The sequence below is a fragment of the Corynebacterium lipophiloflavum DSM 44291 genome (assembly GCF_000159635.1).
In the GTDB taxonomy this organism is placed as follows: domain Bacteria; phylum Actinomycetota; class Actinomycetes; order Mycobacteriales; family Mycobacteriaceae; genus Corynebacterium; species Corynebacterium lipophiloflavum.
In genome coordinates this window covers 82,642-100,085 of record NZ_GG667196.1, presented here as the reverse complement: position 1 = coordinate 100,085, position 17,444 = coordinate 82,642, and the positions used below count along the sequence as shown (strand labels likewise).

General features: G+C 66.2%; 20 protein-coding genes. 14 read left to right on the top strand and 6 right to left on the bottom strand.

All coding sequences use genetic code 11. The features are described 5' to 3' along the window. Positions 1-177 precede the first annotated feature (177 nt). Both HMPREF0298_RS12795 and HMPREF0298_RS09970 read left to right on the top strand, forming a co-directional pair. Positions 178-339 carry a hypothetical protein gene (locus HMPREF0298_RS12795; protein WP_006841054.1) on the top strand — a complete coding sequence of 54 codons (162 nt, stop codon included), beginning with the start codon at positions 178-180 and terminating at the stop codon, positions 337-339. Positions 340-342: 3 nt separating this feature from the next. Then, positions 343-723 carry a cation efflux transmembrane domain-containing protein gene (locus tag HMPREF0298_RS09970; protein WP_006841053.1) on the top strand — a complete coding sequence of 127 codons (381 nt, stop codon included), beginning with the start codon at positions 343-345 and terminating at the stop codon, positions 721-723. Here the strand turns inward: HMPREF0298_RS09970 and HMPREF0298_RS09965 are convergent. Continuing rightward, positions 720-2,375, bottom strand: coding sequence for a thiamine pyrophosphate-dependent enzyme (locus HMPREF0298_RS09965; protein ID WP_006841052.1), 1,656 nt, complete (start codon positions 2,373-2,375; stop codon positions 720-722). The two genes, HMPREF0298_RS09970 and HMPREF0298_RS09965, sit on opposite strands and share 4 nt — an antisense overlap. Before the next feature lie 10 nt (positions 2,376-2,385). After that, a complete protein-coding gene (locus HMPREF0298_RS09960; protein ID WP_006841051.1) occupies positions 2,386-2,985 on the bottom strand; it encodes a DNA-3-methyladenine glycosylase I in 600 nt (199 codons plus the stop codon). Between the two features lie 53 nt (positions 2,986-3,038). On the opposite strand from HMPREF0298_RS09960, the gene HMPREF0298_RS09955 reads away from it, so the two are divergent. Together HMPREF0298_RS09955 and HMPREF0298_RS09950 are read left to right on the top strand one after the other, a co-directional pair. After that, positions 3,039-3,446 (top strand): DoxX family protein, encoded by a 408-nt coding sequence (locus HMPREF0298_RS09955; protein ID WP_006841050.1) that lies wholly within the window; start codon positions 3,039-3,041, stop codon positions 3,444-3,446. Beyond that, positions 3,439-4,065 (top strand): zf-HC2 domain-containing protein, encoded by a 627-nt coding sequence (locus HMPREF0298_RS09950; RefSeq protein WP_006841049.1) that lies wholly within the window; start codon positions 3,439-3,441, stop codon positions 4,063-4,065. The genes HMPREF0298_RS09955 and HMPREF0298_RS09950 overlap by 8 nt, the downstream gene beginning before the upstream one ends. A 407-nt stretch (positions 4,066-4,472) precedes the next feature. Here HMPREF0298_RS09950 and HMPREF0298_RS09945 read toward each other — a convergent pair whose 3' ends face one another. Then, positions 4,473-6,047, bottom strand: coding sequence for a dolichyl-phosphate-mannose--protein mannosyltransferase (locus HMPREF0298_RS09945; RefSeq protein ID WP_006841048.1), 1,575 nt, complete (start codon positions 6,045-6,047; stop codon positions 4,473-4,475). Between HMPREF0298_RS09945 and rsmI the strand changes: the two genes are divergently transcribed. From rsmI to metG, 3 genes are all read left to right on the top strand, one after another. After that, positions 6,046-6,903: a 16S rRNA (cytidine(1402)-2'-O)-methyltransferase gene (gene rsmI / locus HMPREF0298_RS09940; protein WP_040423100.1), complete on the top strand. Its 858-nt coding sequence runs from the start codon at positions 6,046-6,048 to the stop codon at positions 6,901-6,903. The genes HMPREF0298_RS09945 and rsmI overlap by 2 nt on opposite strands. 77 nt (positions 6,904-6,980) lie before the next feature. Continuing rightward, positions 6,981-8,735, top strand: coding sequence for a BCCT family transporter (locus HMPREF0298_RS09935; protein ID WP_006841046.1), 1,755 nt, complete (start codon positions 6,981-6,983; stop codon positions 8,733-8,735). Between the two features lie 10 nt (positions 8,736-8,745). Then, positions 8,746-10,581: a methionine--tRNA ligase gene (gene metG / locus HMPREF0298_RS09930; RefSeq protein WP_006841045.1), complete on the top strand. Its 1,836-nt coding sequence runs from the start codon at positions 8,746-8,748 to the stop codon at positions 10,579-10,581. Between the two features lie 100 nt (positions 10,582-10,681). On the opposite strand, the gene HMPREF0298_RS12790 is transcribed toward metG, so the two are convergent. Beyond that, the gene (locus HMPREF0298_RS12790) at positions 10,682-10,975 is read right to left on the bottom strand and encodes a hypothetical protein (protein WP_040423098.1); all 294 of its coding nucleotides are present in this window, start codon (positions 10,973-10,975) and stop codon (positions 10,682-10,684) included. Positions 10,976-11,127: 152 nt separating this feature from the next. Here HMPREF0298_RS12790 and HMPREF0298_RS12785 point away from each other — a divergent pair, with 152 nt between their 5' ends. Continuing rightward, positions 11,128-11,337, top strand: coding sequence for a hypothetical protein (locus HMPREF0298_RS12785; RefSeq protein ID WP_006841044.1), 210 nt, complete (start codon positions 11,128-11,130; stop codon positions 11,335-11,337). Here HMPREF0298_RS12785 and HMPREF0298_RS09915 read toward each other — a convergent pair. Continuing rightward, complete coding sequence (locus HMPREF0298_RS09915; RefSeq protein ID WP_006841043.1) at positions 11,312-11,788, bottom strand: hypothetical protein; 477 nt, start codon at positions 11,786-11,788, stop codon at positions 11,312-11,314. The two genes, HMPREF0298_RS12785 and HMPREF0298_RS09915, sit on opposite strands and share 26 nt — an antisense overlap. 26 nt (positions 11,789-11,814) lie before the next feature. Next, entirely contained in the window at positions 11,815-12,198 is a 384-nt protein-coding gene (locus HMPREF0298_RS09910; protein WP_006841042.1) for a DUF3806 domain-containing protein, read from the bottom strand. A gap of 12 nt (positions 12,199-12,210) precedes the next feature. Here HMPREF0298_RS09910 and HMPREF0298_RS09905 point away from each other — a divergent pair, with 12 nt between their 5' ends. The 6 genes from HMPREF0298_RS09905 to HMPREF0298_RS09880 all read left to right on the top strand — a co-directional run. Then, on the top strand, positions 12,211-13,032 hold the full coding sequence (locus tag HMPREF0298_RS09905) for a TatD family hydrolase (RefSeq protein ID WP_006841041.1): 822 nt from the start codon (positions 12,211-12,213) through the stop codon (positions 13,030-13,032). 86 nt (positions 13,033-13,118) lie between these two features. After that, positions 13,119-14,264: a resuscitation-promoting factor gene (locus tag HMPREF0298_RS09900; protein ID WP_006841040.1), complete on the top strand. Its 1,146-nt coding sequence runs from the start codon at positions 13,119-13,121 to the stop codon at positions 14,262-14,264. A 2-nt stretch (positions 14,265-14,266) separates the two neighbouring features. After that, complete coding sequence (gene rsmA / locus HMPREF0298_RS09895; RefSeq protein ID WP_006841039.1) at positions 14,267-15,121, top strand: 16S rRNA (adenine(1518)-N(6)/adenine(1519)-N(6))-dimethyltransferase RsmA; 855 nt, start codon at positions 14,267-14,269, stop codon at positions 15,119-15,121. After that, positions 15,118-16,092 (top strand): 4-(cytidine 5'-diphospho)-2-C-methyl-D-erythritol kinase, encoded by a 975-nt coding sequence (locus tag HMPREF0298_RS09890; protein ID WP_006841038.1) that lies wholly within the window; start codon positions 15,118-15,120, stop codon positions 16,090-16,092. The genes rsmA and HMPREF0298_RS09890 overlap by 4 nt, the downstream gene beginning before the upstream one ends. Positions 16,093-16,143: 51 nt before the next feature. Further along, positions 16,144-16,713, top strand: a complete 570-nt coding sequence (locus HMPREF0298_RS09885) for an exonuclease domain-containing protein (protein WP_006841037.1) — start codon at positions 16,144-16,146, stop codon at positions 16,711-16,713. Between the two features lie 26 nt (positions 16,714-16,739). Next, positions 16,740-17,444 (top strand): ATP-binding cassette domain-containing protein (locus tag HMPREF0298_RS09880; protein ID WP_006841036.1); only part of this gene is annotated, 705 nt, incomplete at its 3' end.

Below are 17,444 nucleotides of genomic sequence, written 5' to 3'. Positions count from 1 at the left end.
GATGGGCGTGGTCACCTCCGCCGACTCCGCCGCGCTGCCGCGGGAGCGGCGCGTGCCCGGCGCCGTCATCGTCGAGCTTGACGACGAAAGCCCCGATTTCGCGAACCTCGACTACCACCACGCGGTGGCCCCGGCGACCGTGGGCTACGAATACGACGACTACCACCGAGCTAGCTAATGCGCCGCGCGGTTTTAATCGTCGCGCTGCTGAACCTCGCCTACTTTTTCGTTGAAGTGGTCGCGGGCGCGGCGCTCGGTTCCGCGGCGCTGCTCGCCGATTCCGTCGACTTCCTCGAAGACACCGCGATCAACCTGCTTGTCTTCGTCGCGGCCGCGTGACCGGTGGCGCTCAGGAGGGTCGCCGCGAAAGTGCTCGCGGGCCTGATCCTCATTCCCGCCGTCGCCGCGCTGGTGATGGTGGTGCACAAAGTGCTCAACCCGGTGCCGCCGGCCCCGGAAGGCCTCACCCTCGTTGCGGCCGGCGCGCTCGTGGTCAACGTTGTCTGCGCGATGATCCTGCTCAAGGTGCGCGGCACCGGCGTCGCGCTGGCCACGGGGGCGTGGCTCGCTGCGCGTAACGACGCACTGTCCAACCTGCTGATCATCGCCGCGGGGCTGCTCACCCTCGTCTATGCCACGGCGTGGTTCGACATCGTCGTCGGGTGTGTCATCGCACTCCTGAATTTCTCGGCCGCGAAGGAGGTCTGGGAGGAGGCGAACTAGGCCTGCGCGCTGCCTTCGGGAGTGGCGTGGTCCTGGTCGACGATGACGTGGAGTACGGCCACGTGGGCGTCATCAAGCGCGGCGAAGGCGTGCTCAACGGCGGCCTCGACCTCATCGTCGGTTGTGATCGTTTCCGCCCATGCGCCCATCGCCCGAGCCCACGCCGCGAAATCCGGGTTGGCCAGCTGTGTGCCCTCCACCCGGCCGGGGAAATGCTTTTCCTGGTGCGCGCGGATCGTGCCGTACTGCTGGTTGTCCACCACGACGATGAGCATGGGCGCGCCGTAGCGCACCGCGGTGACGATCTCCTGGCCGTTCATCAGCAGCTCCCCGTCGCCGGCGAAGACCACCACCGTCTTCTCCGGGTGCGCGAGCTTCGCGGCTAAACCGGCGGCCACCGAGTAACCCATCGAACCCAGCCGCGGGGCGAGCATCGAGGGAAAGCGCCGCGTGGGAAAGAAGCGCTGCGGCCAGAAACAGTGGTTGCCGGCGCCGAACGCGGTCAGCGCGGTCTCGTCGAGCCGGGCCGTGACCTGTTCGAAAACGTGGTAGAAGTCCACCGCGCCCTCGGGCAGGTTGGCGAAACGCTCCTCCGGGTCGGGGATGGCGGAAAACTCGGCGTGAATATTGCGGGCTTTGGCGAACCATTGAGTGGTGTCAGGCTTGGAATCCAGCGAGATCTCGCCGATCACCTGGGCAAAAGCGTGCGGGTCTGCGAGGACGTGGTGGGTCAGCGCCCCGGAAGCGCCCTTGAGCCCGGCGTCGGAGTTGACCACGATATTGACCGCATCAAGCGACTGGCGCAGCGTGAAATTATCGGTGGGCTTGTCCCACAGCTTCGCCCCGATGCACAACAGCACGTCGGCCTCCTCGAGCAGCTGTGCCGTCTCATCGTTGCGGGCGGTGCCGAGCCAGCCCGCGTTGGCGGGGGAGTCGAAGCTAATGCGGTCGGTGGAGCGCATGTCGTTGACAACGGGGATCGAGTGGCGCTCGGCGAAGCTCTGTACCGCATCGCAGGCCTGCTGGGTCCAACCCTGGCCGCCTTCGAAGATGAGCGGGGTGCGGGCGCCGCGCAGTGCCTCGGTGATGATCTCGATGTCGTGATCCGACACCGCGCCCTGCGCGGTGCTCATCGGCCCCGCGATCTCCCCGGTGAACTCCTCGAGCAGCACGTCCTCGGGCAGTCCGACGACGACCGGACCGCGCCGGCCCGACTGCGCGAGGTGGAAGGCATTGGCGACAACCCGGCTGGCGCGCTGCGCATCGTCGATGACGAACACGCCCTTGGCGATGTCGCCGAACCAGGAGTTGATGTCGAACTCCTGGAACGACTCCCGGTAGCGGTCCTTGACCGGGACGAGACCGACGAAAAGCACCACCGGGACTTCGTCCTGCCACGCCGTGTAGACACCGATCTTGGCGTTCGCGGCGCCGGGGCCGCGAGTGACCATGGCAACGCCCGCGCGCCCGGTGGCCTTACCGTGCGCCTCGGCGGCGTAGGTGGCGCCACCCTCGTGACGGCACACGACGGAGGTAACGGGACTGTCGTGCAACCCGTCGAGCACCGCGAGGAAACTTTCGCCGGGGACCATGAACACGTGTGAGACGTGGTGTGATTCAAGGGACTGTGCGATGGCAGCTCCGACATGCATGGATGCCACCCTACCCCCAGATACCGGAGGAGCCCCTGCGCCAACTGCCCACCAGGTGGGTGTCGACAATCCCGGTCGACTCCATGAGCGCGTACATGGTTACCGGGCCGACGAAGCGGAACCCAAGCGCCTTTAAATCCTTCGCCAGCTGCTCGGATTCGGCCGAGCGGGTGGGAACCTCGTCCATTGTTGTCGGCGCGGGGGTCGTCTCAGGCTTATACGACCACACGAACTCGGCGAGGTTCGTGCCGCGTTCGCGAAGAGCGACGGTGGCCCGGGCGTTGGTGATCACCGCCTTGAGCTTGCGGCCGTTGCGTATCAGGGAGGCGTCGGAAAGCAAATGCTCGACAGAGTCCATGCGCGCGACCTCATCCGGGTCGAAGCCGAAGAAGGCCTCCCGCAGCGCGTCGCGTTTTTTCAGGATCAGTCGCCAGGACAACCCCACCTGAAAGCCCTCGAGGCAGACGCGCTCGAACATGCCGCGCTCGTCGGTGACAGGCATGCCCCATTCGGTGTCGTAGTAGTTGCGCAGCAACTCGTCGGCGGCGGCCCAGGGGGGGCGGGCGCGGCCGTCGTCGCCGATGATGAGTCCGTTTTCTTTGAGTTTCATACCCTGTTGGACTGTAGTTCGCGCCCGCAGGTTCCACAGGTAATCTATTCCACATGAACAGGCCCGCGGTTCGCGACTTCGCGCTTTTGGTGTTGCGTTTTGTCCTCGGCGCCGTTTTCGTCGCCCACGGTTACCGCCGCTGGTTTGAAACGGGCATGGCGCGCTCGGCCGCGCAATTCGCCGAATGGGGCGTGCCCCAGCCTAAGCTCAGCGCCTACCTCGCCGGGTCCGTCGAGCTCATCGGCGGTGCGCTGCTGATTATCGGTCTGCTGACCACGTTGGTCGCGGGTGTGTTGGCGCTGCTCGCCGCGGCGGCCGCCTACTTTGTCCACCTCGACCACGGGTTCTTCGCCGAGGCCGGCGGGGTGGAGTACCCGGTGGTGCTTGCGAGCGCGCTGTTTATCGTGGTCGTCTTCGGCGCCGGGCGCGCCAGCCTCGACGGGGTGTTAACTCGTGCTTAGCCACGACCAGGTGCGCGCCGCGCTCTCCGCCCGCGTCGACGGGGAATCGAGCGGGCTTGACGACGCCGTCGTCGACGCCCACGTCGCCGAGTGCGCCGAGTGCAGCGCCTACTACCAGCGGATTCTCTCCCTGTCGCGCAACCTGCGCTTCGCCGAGATCGGCGGTGGGATGGCACCGCCGGAAAACCTCTCCACGGTCATCCTCGCCGGGGTCGAGGGCGAGTGGCGCAGGCTCTCTCAGCGGCGCACGGTACTGCTCACGCTGTGCCGGATTGCACTCGTCGCGGCGGCGCTGGTGTGGCTGGCGTGGGCGGTGGTGCACCTGGTCAACGGTGGGGAGCCGGCAACGGCGTCAGTGCGCCTCGGCGTGGCCAGCGCACTGGCGTACACCGCGGCGCGCCCCGCCCAGATCCCCGGCATCGCCCTGGTGGTGGGCTCGATGTTCACCTTCACGCTGGGGTTTGTGGTGCGCGACGCGGTGCTCGACACCGGCTCGGGTGTCGCGTCGCATGTGCTGATTCTGCTGCCGACCCTGGTCGCACTGTTGGGCACGCTCGCGATTGATCGCGGCCCGCAGTTGCGTCGCGCGTGGCGGTCGCTGGGTGCGGATCCGACGTAGGGTGGGTTTTCGTTGTTTGGTGGGGCGGTGAGATGTCACGGTTGAGGCGCGCCCGGCCGTGAAACCGCAGGTCGCGATCACTCTGCAACCATCGACCGTGACGTTTGGCCGGGTGAGATGTCACAGTCAAGGCGCACCCGGCGGTAAAACCGCAGGTCGCAACCACGGCAGAACCGTTGACCGTGACATCTCACCGCCTGAGATGTCACAGTCAAGGCGCACCCGACCGCAAAACCCCAGGTCGCACCCACCCCACAACCGCTGACCGTGACATCTGACCGGGTGAGATGTCACACTCAAGCCCCACCCGGCCGCAAAACCTCAGGTAGCAACCACAGCCCAGCCGTTGACCGTGACATCTAACCGCCCGCAACACCCACCCCAGCACAACGCACAACCAAACCAAACTACCTCCAGCTCGGAAGCCACATAATCAGGGCGTAGTAAAAGTCCGGGATGCGAATGCCGTAGAGGATCGGCGCGAAATAGATGAACATCCCGACCACCAGCGCCAGGTACACAATCACGGCGAGCTGGCCGGTGGTCACGGGGTATCCCGCGAGCTTGCGCACCCACTTCAGCGGCACGGTGGTGCCAAGCCGCGCCACGTAGCCGACGGCGATGGCGAGCAGCACGCAGATAAACGGCGCGAGCGCGGCAGCGTAGAAGAAGTACATCTGACGGTCGAACGCCGCCAGCCAGGGCACGAAGCCCGCCGCGAACGCGATGAGCGGCACGATGACGCGGAAGTCTCGGCGCGTCAGCCACACCCACGCCGACCACAGCAGGACTGGCACCGTCAGCCACCAGATCGCGGGAGTGCCGAAGAGGAAGATCATCTCACGGCAGGTGGTAAACCCGCAGTCAATGTCGGTCGCCGAGTAGTACAGGATCGGGCGCGCGCCGACGAGCCACGCCCACGGTTTGGAGTCCCAGGGGTGCGAGTGCCCGCTTGACGACGTCAAACTGGCGTGGAACTGCGCCACCGAGAGGTGGTAGTACAGCCAGCTCGCTACCGCGTCCGGCAGCGCTCCGAGCCAGGGCCAGTCGGAGCCAGAGATCGTCCCATCGACAGCGGCGTGGCGGTAGACGGATGTTTCGGATGCGAACCATGCGCGCCAGGAGAAGATGTAGAGCAGCGCCGGGACCACCACGAGGGAGGCGAGCGCGGCGGGGACGTCGCGAAGCAGCGTGCCCACGACCGGGCGAGCGACCCCATAGCGGCGGCGCAACCACAGGTCCCAGAAAGTGGAGAGTAGGCCGAAGAACGCGATGTAGTACAGCCCCGACCACTTCACGGACAGTGCTAAGCCCAAAAGCACGCCGGTGGCGAAGCGCCACCAGCGAAACCCGAGGCGCGGGCCGAAGTTGCCCGTGATGTGCGCGTGGTGCATGCGCGCGTGGGCCTCGCGCATATCGCCGGCCAGCGTCCAGGCCGCGGCGACGATGAAAAACACCTGGAAGACGTCGAGCATGCCGAACTTCGCAGTCACCAGCAACACGCCGTCGAACACGGCAATGAGCCCGGCCACAAACCCCAACGCCGTCGATTGGGTCAGCCGGCGGCACAGCAACAGGGTGAACACCACGGTTCCGACGCCAAAGAGCGCGGGCATGATTCTCCAGCCCAAAGGGGTGTATCCGAAGAGGAACTCGCCTACGGCCAGCAGCTGCTTGCCCAGCGGCGGGTGCACGACCAGACCGTAGGCGGGGTTGGACTCAATCCCGCCCAACACGGGATTGGAAAAGGAGCGCACCATGTCCCACGCCTGCGGAACGTAGTGCTTCTCGTCGAAGATGGGGGTGCCGCCGGCGGTGGGCTGAGTCAGCCCGATCAGCCGGGTGAACAGCGCGAGCCCTGCCACGATCGCCAGTGCCACGGTGTCGCGCCTGGCCCAGGGGATGGTTACCGGCGGGCGCGGGGCGACTCGTTTGGGGGAGATGGCCGTAGTCACCCCGGGGATATTACCCTTGGTCCCCATGAGCGAGAGCGAATCCACCGTCCCCTCCACCGGCATCGTGCTCGCGGCCACCCCGCTCGGCAACATCGGCGACGCCTCGGCCCGGCTTGCCCAGGCGCTTGGCGCCGCCGACGTGATCGCGGCGGAGGACACCCGCCGGACCCGTCAGCTCGCCGCGGCTTTGGGTGTTGAACTTGAGGCGAAGGTGGTGTCGAACTTCGACCACAACGAAAAGCTACGCGTCGACGAGCTTATCGACGCCGCCCGCACCCGCATGGTCCTCGTCGTCACGGACGCCGGGATGCCGCTGGTTTCCGACCCGGGCCACGTGGTCGTCTCCGCCGCGCACGATGCCGGCGTGAACGTCACCTGCGTGCCGGGGCCGTCAGCGGTGACCACGGCGCTCGCGCTCTCCGGGCTCAATGTCGGCCACTTCATCTTCGACGGCTTCGCACCGCGCAAGGCCGGCCCGCGTCGCGCTTGGCTCGTCACACTCAAAGACCAGCACCGCGCTGTGTGCTTCTTCGAGTCACCGCACCGCATCGGCGCCACGCTTGCCGACGCCGCCGAGGTTCTCGGCGGAGAGCGCCGGGCCGCGGTGTGCCGGGAGCTGACGAAAACTTTCGAGGAGGTCAAAAGGGCGTCGCTGAGCGAGCTAGCGCAATGGGCCGCAGACGGGCTGCGCGGGGAAATCACCGTCGTCATTGAAGGCGGCGCACCCGAAGTGCTGGACGCCGCGGATCTCGTCGACGCGGTTGCGGCGCGCGTTGATGCTGGTGAAAGGCTCAAAGACGTGGTGAAAGACATCGCGCGCGCCCACGGCGTGAAGGCTGGGGATCTGTACGATGAGGCCCTCGCACAGCGCGATCGCGGTTAACCCTTGTCGTCGATGTGGGGTAGTCTGCCTAGCGCCTGAGAATAGCTTCACTAGTAGCACTTAAGGAGTGGCACCCATTGAGTGACAAAGAACACGCAGCAGAGCCCGCGCCGTCGGCGACGAGTGAACTCGTCGCGCTCATCGAAGCGGAGCACAGGGGTGAGAGCCTCCTGGCACCCCAGGACGAGCCCGTCACCTTCGAGGCCGATGACGACGCTGCCCCGATTAGTTGGGCGGTTGTCATCCCGATCGTGGCGCTCGTTGCTGGCATCGTCGCCTGGGGCCTGAACGGCCCCGAGAGTTTCGGGGCGTTCGCGGACGCGTCGTTTAGCTGGGTCATTGACAACCTCGGCTGGGCGTTCGTGCTCTTCGGCACCGTCTTCGTGGGCTTCATTTTGGTGATCGCCTTTTCCAAATTCGGCTCCATCCGCCTAGGCGGGTCGGATGAGCAGCCCGAGTTCTCCACCGCGTCCTGGATCTCAATGATGTTCGCCGCCGGTATGGGCATCGGGTTGATGTTCTACGGCGCATCCGAGCCGCTGAGCATGTACCGCGACGGTGTACCGGGACGGCCCACCAACGAGGTGGGGACGTCTATGGCGCAAACCATGTTCCACTGGACATTGCACCCGTGGGCTCTCTATGCCGTGGTCGGGCTTGCTATTGCGTACTCGACCTTCCGCCTGGGCCGCAAGCAGCTGCTGTCAAGCGCCTTCGTCCCGCTGATCGGGCAGAAGGGAGCCGAAGGTGTCGTGGGCAAGGTCGTCGACGGACTGGCGATTTTCGCCACCATCTTCGGCACCGCCTGCTCGCTCGGTCTCGGCGCTCTGCAGATCACCTCGGGCCTGCGCGCCTCCGGGTTCGTTGAGTCGCCGTCGATGCAGTTGACCAGCGGTATCATCGCCGTGCTGACGCTGGCGTTCTTACTTTCCGCGATCTCGGGGGTCTCGCGCGGAATCCGGCTGTTGTCCAACCTCAACATGATCATCGCTGCCGGCCTGGCCATCTTCGTCTTCGTTGTCGGGCCAACGGTCAGCATGCTCAACATGCTGCCCACCGCGATCGGTTCCTACGTGAACCAATTCTTCTCCATGGCGGCCCGCACCGCGGAAAGCGCCGACGGCGAGGCGGGGGCGTTTCTCTCTGGCTGGACCATCTTCTACTGGGCGTGGTGGATCTCATGGTCGCCCTTCGTCGGCATGTTCCTCGCCCGTATCTCGCGTGGGCGCACGATCCGCGAGTTCTGTCTCGGTGTGATGCTCGTGCCCTCGTTGCTGTCGACAATCTGGTTTTCCATCTTCGGCGGCTACGCCATCAAACTCGAGCAGGAGGGCAACTCGATCTACGGCTCCGGGGACCCCGAAGACCAGCTCTTTAGCCTTTTGCACAGCCTGCCCGGTGGGTTCTTCATGGGCATCTTTGCCGTGATTTTGCTCGGGACGTTCTTCATCACCTCCGCCGACTCGGCCTCCACAGTGATGGCATCGATGGCGCAGAATGGACGCATCAATGCCAAGTCGTGGCTCGCCGCGGTCTTCGGCCTCGGAACCGCGGGTGTCGGTCTGATGCTGCTGGTCAACGGCGGCAGCGACGCGCTCAACTCTTTGCAGTCGGTCACCATCGTCGCGGCGACACCGTTCTTGTTCATCCTCGTCGCGCTGATGTTCGCGATTGTTAAAGATGTCTCCAATGACCCGATCTACCTCGATGCGAAGGAACAGGAGCGCTTCGCCCGGCAGCTCGCGGTGGAGCGCCGCCGCCACCGCGAGCAACGCCAGCTAGAAGCCCGCAAGCGGCAGGTGAAGCGAATCATCACCCCGGGTCGGCAGTAAGGTTGAGGCCATGACTTCTCACGACAACGTCCTCGTTTGCGTTGCCTGGCCCTACGCCAACGGCCCCCGCCACATCGGCCACGTCGCCGGTTTCGGGGTTCCTTCCGATGTTTTTGCGCGCTACCTGCGCATGACGGGCCACAATGTGCTCATGGTTTCCGGCACCGATGAGCACGGCACCCCGCTTTTGGTCCAGGCGGACAAAGAGGGCGTGACGGTCAAAGAGTTGGCGGACCGCTACAATGCGCAGATCGTCGAAGACCTCGCAGGCCTGGGACTGTCCTACGACCTGTTCACCCGCACCACCACACGTAACCACTACGCCGTGGTGCAGGAGTTGTTCAAGGGCCTCTACGCCAACGGATACATGGTCAAGGAGACCACCAGGGGAGCGATTTCGCCCTCAACGGGGCGCACCCTGCCGGATCGCTACATCGAGGGCACCTGCCCGATCTGCGGGGCGACCGATGCGCGCGGAGACCAGTGCGACACCTGCGGCAACCAGCTGGATCCGGCCGACCTGATCAACCCGGTGTCCAAGATCAACGGGGAGACGCCGGAGTTCGTCGACACCGAGCACTTCATGCTCGATTTGCCCGCGCTTCACGACGCCCTGAAGGACTGGCTGGAGACCCGTGAGGACTGGCGCCCCAACGTGTTGAAGTTCTCCCTGAACCTGCTCGAGGACATGCGCCCGCGCGCGATGACCCGCGACATCGACTGGGGCATCCCGATCCCGGTCGAGGGGTGGCAGGACAACCCCTCGAAGAAGCTCTACGTGTGGTTCGACGCGGTGGTGGGATACCTCTCCGCCTCGATTGAGTGGGCGGCGCGCTCGGGCGAGCCGGACGCGTGGAAAGCGTTTTGGCAGGACCCCGCCACTGAGGGCTTCTACTTCATGGGCAAGGACAACATCACCTTCCACTCGCAGATTTGGCCTGCGGAGCTGTTGGGCTACGCGGGCAAGGGCGCGGCCGGCGGCGAGCCGGGTGAGCTTGGGGAGCTCAACCTGCCCACCGAGGTTGTGTCCTCGGAGTTTCTCACCATGTCCGGCTCGAAGTTCTCCTCGTCGAAGGGCGTGGTGATCTACGTCAAGGACTTCTTGGCCGAGTTCGGTCCGGACCCGTTGCGCTACTTCATCGCGGTGGCCGGGCCGGAGAACAACGACACGGATTTCACCTGGGATGAATTCGTGCGCAGGGTCAACAATGAGCTGGCCAACGGGTGGGGCAACCTGGTTAACCGGACGGTGTCCATGGCGCACAAGAACTTCGGTGAGGTGCCCGCGCCGGGCGTGCTGGAGGATTCCGACCAACGTATTTTGGAGCTGGCCGAGCGCACCTTCGTCGAGGCCGGCGCCGACCTCGGCGAGGCAAAGTTCAAAAACGCGATTACAAAGGTCATGCACGTCGTCGGCGAGGCGAATGCGTACATTGCGGAGAACGAGCCGTGGAAGCTGGCCAAGGACCCCGCGCAGCGCGACCGATTGGCAACGGTGCTGTGGACGGCGCTGCAGGTCGTCTCCGACTGCAACGCCATGCTCACCCCGTTTATCCCGCACACTGCGCAGCGCGTGCACGAAACGCTTGGCCGCGACGGGCAGTGGGCGGCCAACCCGCGTATCGAGGAGGTCTCCGACGACGCAGATGTCGAGCTGGTTGGAGCGGGCCTGCCTGAGAAGGGGCAAACGTACCTGACCATCACCGGCGACTACACCAAGCAAAAGGCCGTGTGGGGGCGCGTTGACGTCACCCCGGGCACGACGCTTGACAAACCACAGCCGCTGATTGCCAAGCTCGATCCCGAACTAGGCGAAACCGGACCGACATGGGCGCCCGTGGGCTAATTCGCCCGGCGTTGTTGTTCGTCGCGGTGGCCATCGCCGCGATCAACCTCCGCGCCGGAATGGCGTCGGTCGGCGCCGTGCTTGACGATGTTTTGGCGCATTACGGTGCCCCAGCCTCGGTCGGCGGTGTGATCACCGCGATGCCCGGCGCGTTGTTTTGCATTTTCGGGCTCAGCGCGGTGCCGCTGGCGCGCCGGGTCGGGTTAACGCCGACGCTGCTCGCGGCCGCCGTTGTTACAGCCGGAGGCCTGGCGCTGCGCCCGTTCGCCCCGCTGATCTCGTTGTTCATCGTGGCCACCGTCTCCGTGGCTGGCGGCATCGCGCTGGTCAACGTGCTTTTGCCGGCGTGGATCAAGAAGTACGGTGGTGCCCACATCGTCGCGTTGACCACCATCTATTCGGCCACCGTGTCGGTTTCTGCACCGCCGGGTACCTGGGCGTGGTGTTCGCACCCACCACCGCGTCGATCTTCTGCTGCGCACCTCCGGCATCGGCGGCTGGTGCTTCCCGCTGGCGCTGGCACTGATCCCGGCGCGCACCCGCACGGTGAGCGTCACCGCGCGGCTGTCTGGGTTTGTGCAGCCCGTCGGCTACATCCTCGCGGCCGCCGGGCCGCTGCTCGTCGGCGTTGCCTACGATCAGATCGGCTCTTTCGGCCCAATCCTCGTGGTGCTGGCGGTGCTCTCGCTTGTTCTCGGCGGGCTGGGCATCGCCGCCTCCCGGCGCGTCTTTATTGAGGACGAGTTAGCGGGATAAACAGGTTCGTCACCGGCGCGTCCTGGTCGTCGCCCATGGTGACGTACTCCTCGATGAGCAGTCTGTCCACGGCGTGACCGTCCGCCTCCGTGGCCGCGGCGAACTCGTCCCACTGCGCCCCGAGATCGCTGTACGCACAGGTGACGCGCTTTACTACGGCCTCGATCTCCTCGAAGCGCTTCAAGGAGACGTGGCCGTCGCCGATGTCGTCGATAAGCGGGGCGATGAGGTCGAGATCCTCGTCGGCGATGACGAACCCGGCCGCGATATCGAACGCCTCGCCGGGTGGGCTGAAGTAGTAGGCACGCGCGGCCTGGGGCAGCACCCCGACGGATTCGGTGAATTCGTGGAGCAGCGGGTAGTAGTGGTCGAAGAACTCGCGGAGCGCGTCGGGGCCGACAGTGTCGTGGGCGACGAGGGTCGAATGGGCCGGCAGCGTGATCTGGTTCATACCCGCGACGATACCCGTGAACTCCGCTAGAGAAACTGCTTAATGAATGCGGTGAGCTTGCCGGGCTCGTCGTCCTCAAACCGCGAGTCGACCACGACGATGGGGGCGGTGTAGCGCTCCGGGGTTTGCATGACGACGAGGTCGGTGCCGTAGTCGTCTTCGAGAAATTTCCAGGAAAAGCCGTGCTCGCGCACGAGGGCGTCGCCAAGCGCCGTGCCGTAGATGCGGGCGGTCTCCCCGCGCGGGAAGGAGCGCTTCAGGTCGGGGTCGGAGGCGAGGTACTCCGTTATCACCGCCTCGAAGGACTCCGCGATGGCCGTTGCGTCGCCGGTGATGCCGCGCGCGGCGGCCTCGAGCAGGTCGGTCTCGATCTGGGAGCGGGTCGAAGCGTCGATGTCTGCGAATGCCATAGTCTCTATCGTATGAGTAAAAAGAAGCGCCCGACGCCGGTCCCCGCGGAGCCGATCGCCGGGCTTGTCGACGCCCACACTCACCTCGCCTCCATCAAAGAACCGCTCTCCGAGCTGGTTGCGCGGGCCAAGGCGGCCGGCGTGGAGCGGATCTGCACCGTCGGCGACGGACTGGATGAGGCGGAAAGGGCACTCGCCGCCGCCCACGAACACCCGAGCGTGGTCGCCGCGTGTGCGATTCACCCGACGCGCGCGCACGAGCTCGATGGCGCCACACGCACGCGCCTGGCCGAGATGGCCAGGGACCCGCGCTGCGTGGCCATCGGCGAGACCGGCGTGGACACCTACTGGATCACCCACGACCCGGAATCCACCGCCCCGCTCGAGGTGCAGGAGGAGGCGTTTCGCTTCCACATTCAACTCGCGGTGGAAACGGGCAAGGCCTTGATGATCCACAACCGCGAGGGCGATGAGGACATGCTGCGTATCCTCGCGGACTCACCGCGCCCGCGCGAGGTGATGCTGCACTGCTTCTCCTCCCCGCTCGAGGTGGCCAGGGAGGCGATCGAGCGCGGTTACGTGCTGTCGTTTGCGGGAAACGTCACGTTCAAGCGCAATGCGTATCTGCGCGAGGCTGCCGCGCTGGCCCCGGCGGGGCAGCTGCTGATTGAGACAGATGCGCCGTACATGACCCCGGAGCCGTTCAGGGGGGCGCGCAACGAGCCGTCGTTGATCGGCCACACGGCGGCCGTGGTGGCGCAGGCGCGGTCAACCACGCCGGCGGAGCTGGCCGCCGAGGTTGGCTTGACGTACAGTCGCGTTTTCGGGGTCTAGCCCCGCACGATATTGCGTATTACGGATTGTTACCGTATTGTTACAACGACTGCCAGGACACTTACCAATGTTAGGGAACACGATTTATGGCTGCCAAGCGCATTAACTCCACCACCTCCGCCACCCGCCGCGTTCTCGCGGGCAGCGTCGCAGGCGCTGTCATCGTCGGCGGCGCCGCCACCGCCGCCGCAGCGGCCCAGAAGAACGTCACCGTCGACGTCAACGGCGAAGCCACCACGGTGCGCACCTACTCCGACGACGTCGAGGGTGCACTGCAGGCGGCCGGCGTTGAGGTAGGTGCTTCCGACCTCGTCTACCCGGCACCGTCGGACGCGTTGCAGTCCGGGACAACCGTCACGGTGCGCACCGCCAAGCCTGTCGCGCTGGTGATCGACGGCGCTGAGCAGCAGCTCACGTCTACCGCCGCGACGGTCGCGGACCTGGTCAGCGAGGCCGGAATCACCGCCGCCTCGGCGCTGAGCGCGCACCCTGACCAGCCGCTGACCGATGGCATGACCATCGACGTGACCACCCCCAAGATCGTCTCCATCAACGACGGCGGCAACGTCGTCTACACCTCGGAGGCGGCCAAGACCGTCGGCGACCTGCTCGCCGCCCGCGGCATCACCTTCGACACCAACGACCGTCTCAACGTCCCGCTTTCGGCACCGCTCGAGCCGAACATGCGGATCGTGCTCGACCGCGTCGACGTGTCCGAGACCTCCGAGTCCGTCGAGTTCGACGCGCCGGCCAAAGTGGTCGAGGACGCCAACCTTCCCGCGGGCACGGAGGAGGTCCGCGAGCCGGGCGCGAAGGGCGAGAAGAAGGTGCTGTACCGCACCGTCACCGTCAACGGGGTCGTGGAATCTTCCGGCCCCGCTGGCGAGGAAGAGATCCGCCCTGCGGTTCCCGCCACCGTCGTCCGTGGCACGAAGGCCGCCGCCACCGCCACCGCCGCCGCAGCGGGCGCCCCCTCGGTCGCCGGTGGTTCGGTGTGGGACCAGATCGCGCAGTGCGAGTCCGGCGGCAACTGGTCCATCAACACCGGCAACGGCTACTACGGCGGCCTGCAGTTCAACGCCGGCACGTGGGCGGCCTACGGGGGCACCCAGTACGCGCCGACCGCTGACCTGGCCACCCGCGAGCAGCAGATCGCGATCGCCGAGAAGACCCAGGCCGCTCAGGGCTGGGGTGCCTGGCCGGCCTGCACCGCGAAGCTGGGTCTGCGCTAGCGGTGGTCGATTCCCACCTGCTCGGGCCCGTCGAGGTCCACCAGTTGGCCAGCGAGCTCGGTGTCACCCCGACGAAGAAGCTCGGCCAGAACTTCGTGCACGACCCTAATACGGTGCGCCGCATTGTCGCGGCGGCGAAGCTGAACGCCGACGACGTCGTCGTCGAGGTCGGCCCCGGGCTGGGGTCTCTCACCCTCGGACTGGTCGATTCCGTCTCCCACGTCGTAGCGCTCGAGATCGACCCGCGGCTCGCGGGCCGCTTGGCGCGCACCGTCGAGGAGCGGGCTGACGCGTTCGCGACAAGGCTCGAGGTGGTGTGCGCGGACGCGCTGCGCGTGCGCCGCTCGGACGTTTCGCACGCTCCGACGGCGCTGGTGGCCAACTTGCCCTACAACGTCTCCGTGCCGGTGTTGCTGCACCTGCTCGAAGAGTTTCCGACGATTCGCCGGGTGCTGGTCATGGTGCAAAAGGAAGTTGCGGATCGTCTCGCCGCCGAGCCGGGCTCGAAAATCTACGGCGTGCCCAGCGTCAAGGCCGCCTTCTACGGGCGGGTCACCCGGGCCGGGACGATCGGCAAGAACGTGTTTTGGCCGGCACCGAACATCGAGTCCGGGCTCGTGCGTATCGACGTCGACCCTAAGGTTGACCGCACCCTCCGGGCTTCAGTGTTCCCGCTTGTCGACGCCGCGTTCGCGCAGCGTCGCAAGACCCTGCGCTCCACGCTGGCTGGTGTCTACGGTTCGCCTGTGGCAGCGGAGCAAGCGCTCGTCGCCGCCGGCATCGACCCGGGGTTGCGCGGCGAGAAGCTCTCTGTCGACGACTTTGTCCGACTCGCGCGCAGCGGGGGTGCGCAGTGATTAATCAATTCCTCGCCACTGCGCCCGGGAAAGTGAACCTCCATCTCGGGGTGGGCGACGAGCGCGCCGACGGTTACCACGACCTGGTCACCGTGTTCCAATCCGTTGATCTGTGGGAAACGGTGAGGTTGAGCGTCGACACGCGAGCTCCACGGGTGACGCAGGGCTCGGTGGTCACGGGCATGACTACGTCGTTTGGCGTGAAGCGGCCGGCAGAAGACATAGACACGCCGGCCAACCTTGCGTGGCGCGCGGTCGACGCGGTGGTGGACGCCTACCGCCACACCCACGGGCTGGTCGAGCTGCCGCGGGTAAGCATTGAGGTGGAAAAGAACGTTTTCGTCGCCGGCGGCATGGCCGGCGGCTCCGCCGACGCCGCCGCCGCGTTGCTCGCCGCGAACGCGTTCGTGGAGCACAACGGTGGCGTGCCACTCGGCCGCGACGTCATCACCAATCTGGCAAAGTCGCTGGGCGCCGACGTGCCGTTTTGCCTGATGGGAGGCACGGCGCTGGGCAAGGGCCGCGGCGACGAGCTGGTGGAGATGATGTCGCGGGGGCATTACTGGTGGGTGCTCATAAACCCCAGCGTGCCACTGTCGACAGGGGAGGCGTTTTCGCGGCTCGACGACATGCGCCACAACGATGCGTCGCTCGTTCCGCGCCTTACCACCACCCGGCTAGCCCAGGCATTGGTCACTGGCGAGCCGCGCGCGGTTGCCCGCGCGCTTCACAACGACCTGCAGCCGGTTGCCGTGGCGATGCGCCCGCAGCTCGGGCCCTTGATCGATGCCGCCGACAACTGCGGGCTGCGCGCGATCGTCTCCGGTTCCGGGCCGACCGTGGCGCTTCTGTGTGAGGATGAGGAGGACGCGTTGAACGCCCGTGACCGCATCAAAGCAGCCTTCCACAGCTACGAGGTTGTGTGCGCCGCCGGTCCGACGACGGGCGCGCGACAGATTCTAGAATACTAGTGCGAAAATAGTTCGGGGTTGCGTCCGGGCCCGGTGTTAGCGTGACGGCCCATGAGACCCGCCGTATACATCCCGACGCGCGAGGCACTTCACGCGCCCGAGTTCGTCACCGTTGATTTTGAAACCGCCAACCGGCTCAGCCCGGCCTCGGCGTGCCAGGTTGCGTTGATCAAAGTCGCGGGTGACGCGGTGGTAGACCAGCTGGTGACCTACTTGCGCCCGCCAGAGGAGTACATTCGCTTCGACTTCACCCACATCCACGGCATCGAGCGCGACACCGTAGAACACTCCCCGACCTGGTACGACATCGCCGACGACGTCCACGCCCTCGTCGGTGAGCTGCCCGTGTGGGCCCACAACGCCCCCTTCGACGCCGCGGTGTGGCGCGCGCTTGACGCCTACTACTTCACCGGCACGTTCCCCGCGCAGTTCTACTGCACCTGCCGCACAGCGCGCCGGCTGATCCCGGGGCTGCGCGACTACCGGCTGCCGACGGTCGCGGCCTATTGCGCCCCGACCTTTGACCTGGTCCACCATACCGCGGACTCCGACGCGCTGGCCTGCGCCCACATCGTGGGCAAATTCCGCCGCAGCTCCTCCATGCACTCCGCCTTGAGGTAGCGGGGGTGGTCTAGACTGGTCTGCCTATGGCGAACCTGATCAACCTCGAAAACGTCTCCAAGTCCTGGGGCCTGAAAACCCTGCTGGACAGCGTGTCGCTCGGAGTGCAAACCGGCGACCGCATCGGCATCGTCGGCGTCAACGGTGGCGGCAAGACCACCCTTCTCGAGGTCCTCACCGGCATCGAGGAGCCGGATGCGGGGCGCGTCTCCCACAACTCGGACCTGCGCATGGCCGTCGTGACCCAGCGCTTCGATCTAGATGAGACCCTGACTATCGGGCAGGCGGTGGTCGAACCGCTCGGTGTCGCCACCTACCAGTGGGCCTCCAATGCCAAGGTGCGTGAGGTCCTGCAGGGCACCGGGGTGGTGGAGCTCGGGCTAGACACCCCGGTGGGGCAGCTCTCAGGCGGCGAGCGCCGGCGGGTGAACCTCGCCGCCGCGTTGGTACAGGACCTCGACGTGGTTGTGCTCGACGAGCCAACCAACCACCTTGACGTCGAGGGGGTGCAGTGGCTCGCCGAGCATCTCCTCTCCCGCAAGATCGCGGTGGTAGTGGTGACCCACGATCGTTGGTTCTTGGACACGGTGGCGACGCTGACGTGGGAGGTCCACGACGGCACCGTCGATGTTTACGCCGGGGGGTACAACGACTGGACCTTTGCGCGCGCCGAGCGGGCACGCCAGGCCGACGCGGTCGAACAGCGCCGCGCCAACCTCGCGCGCAAGGAG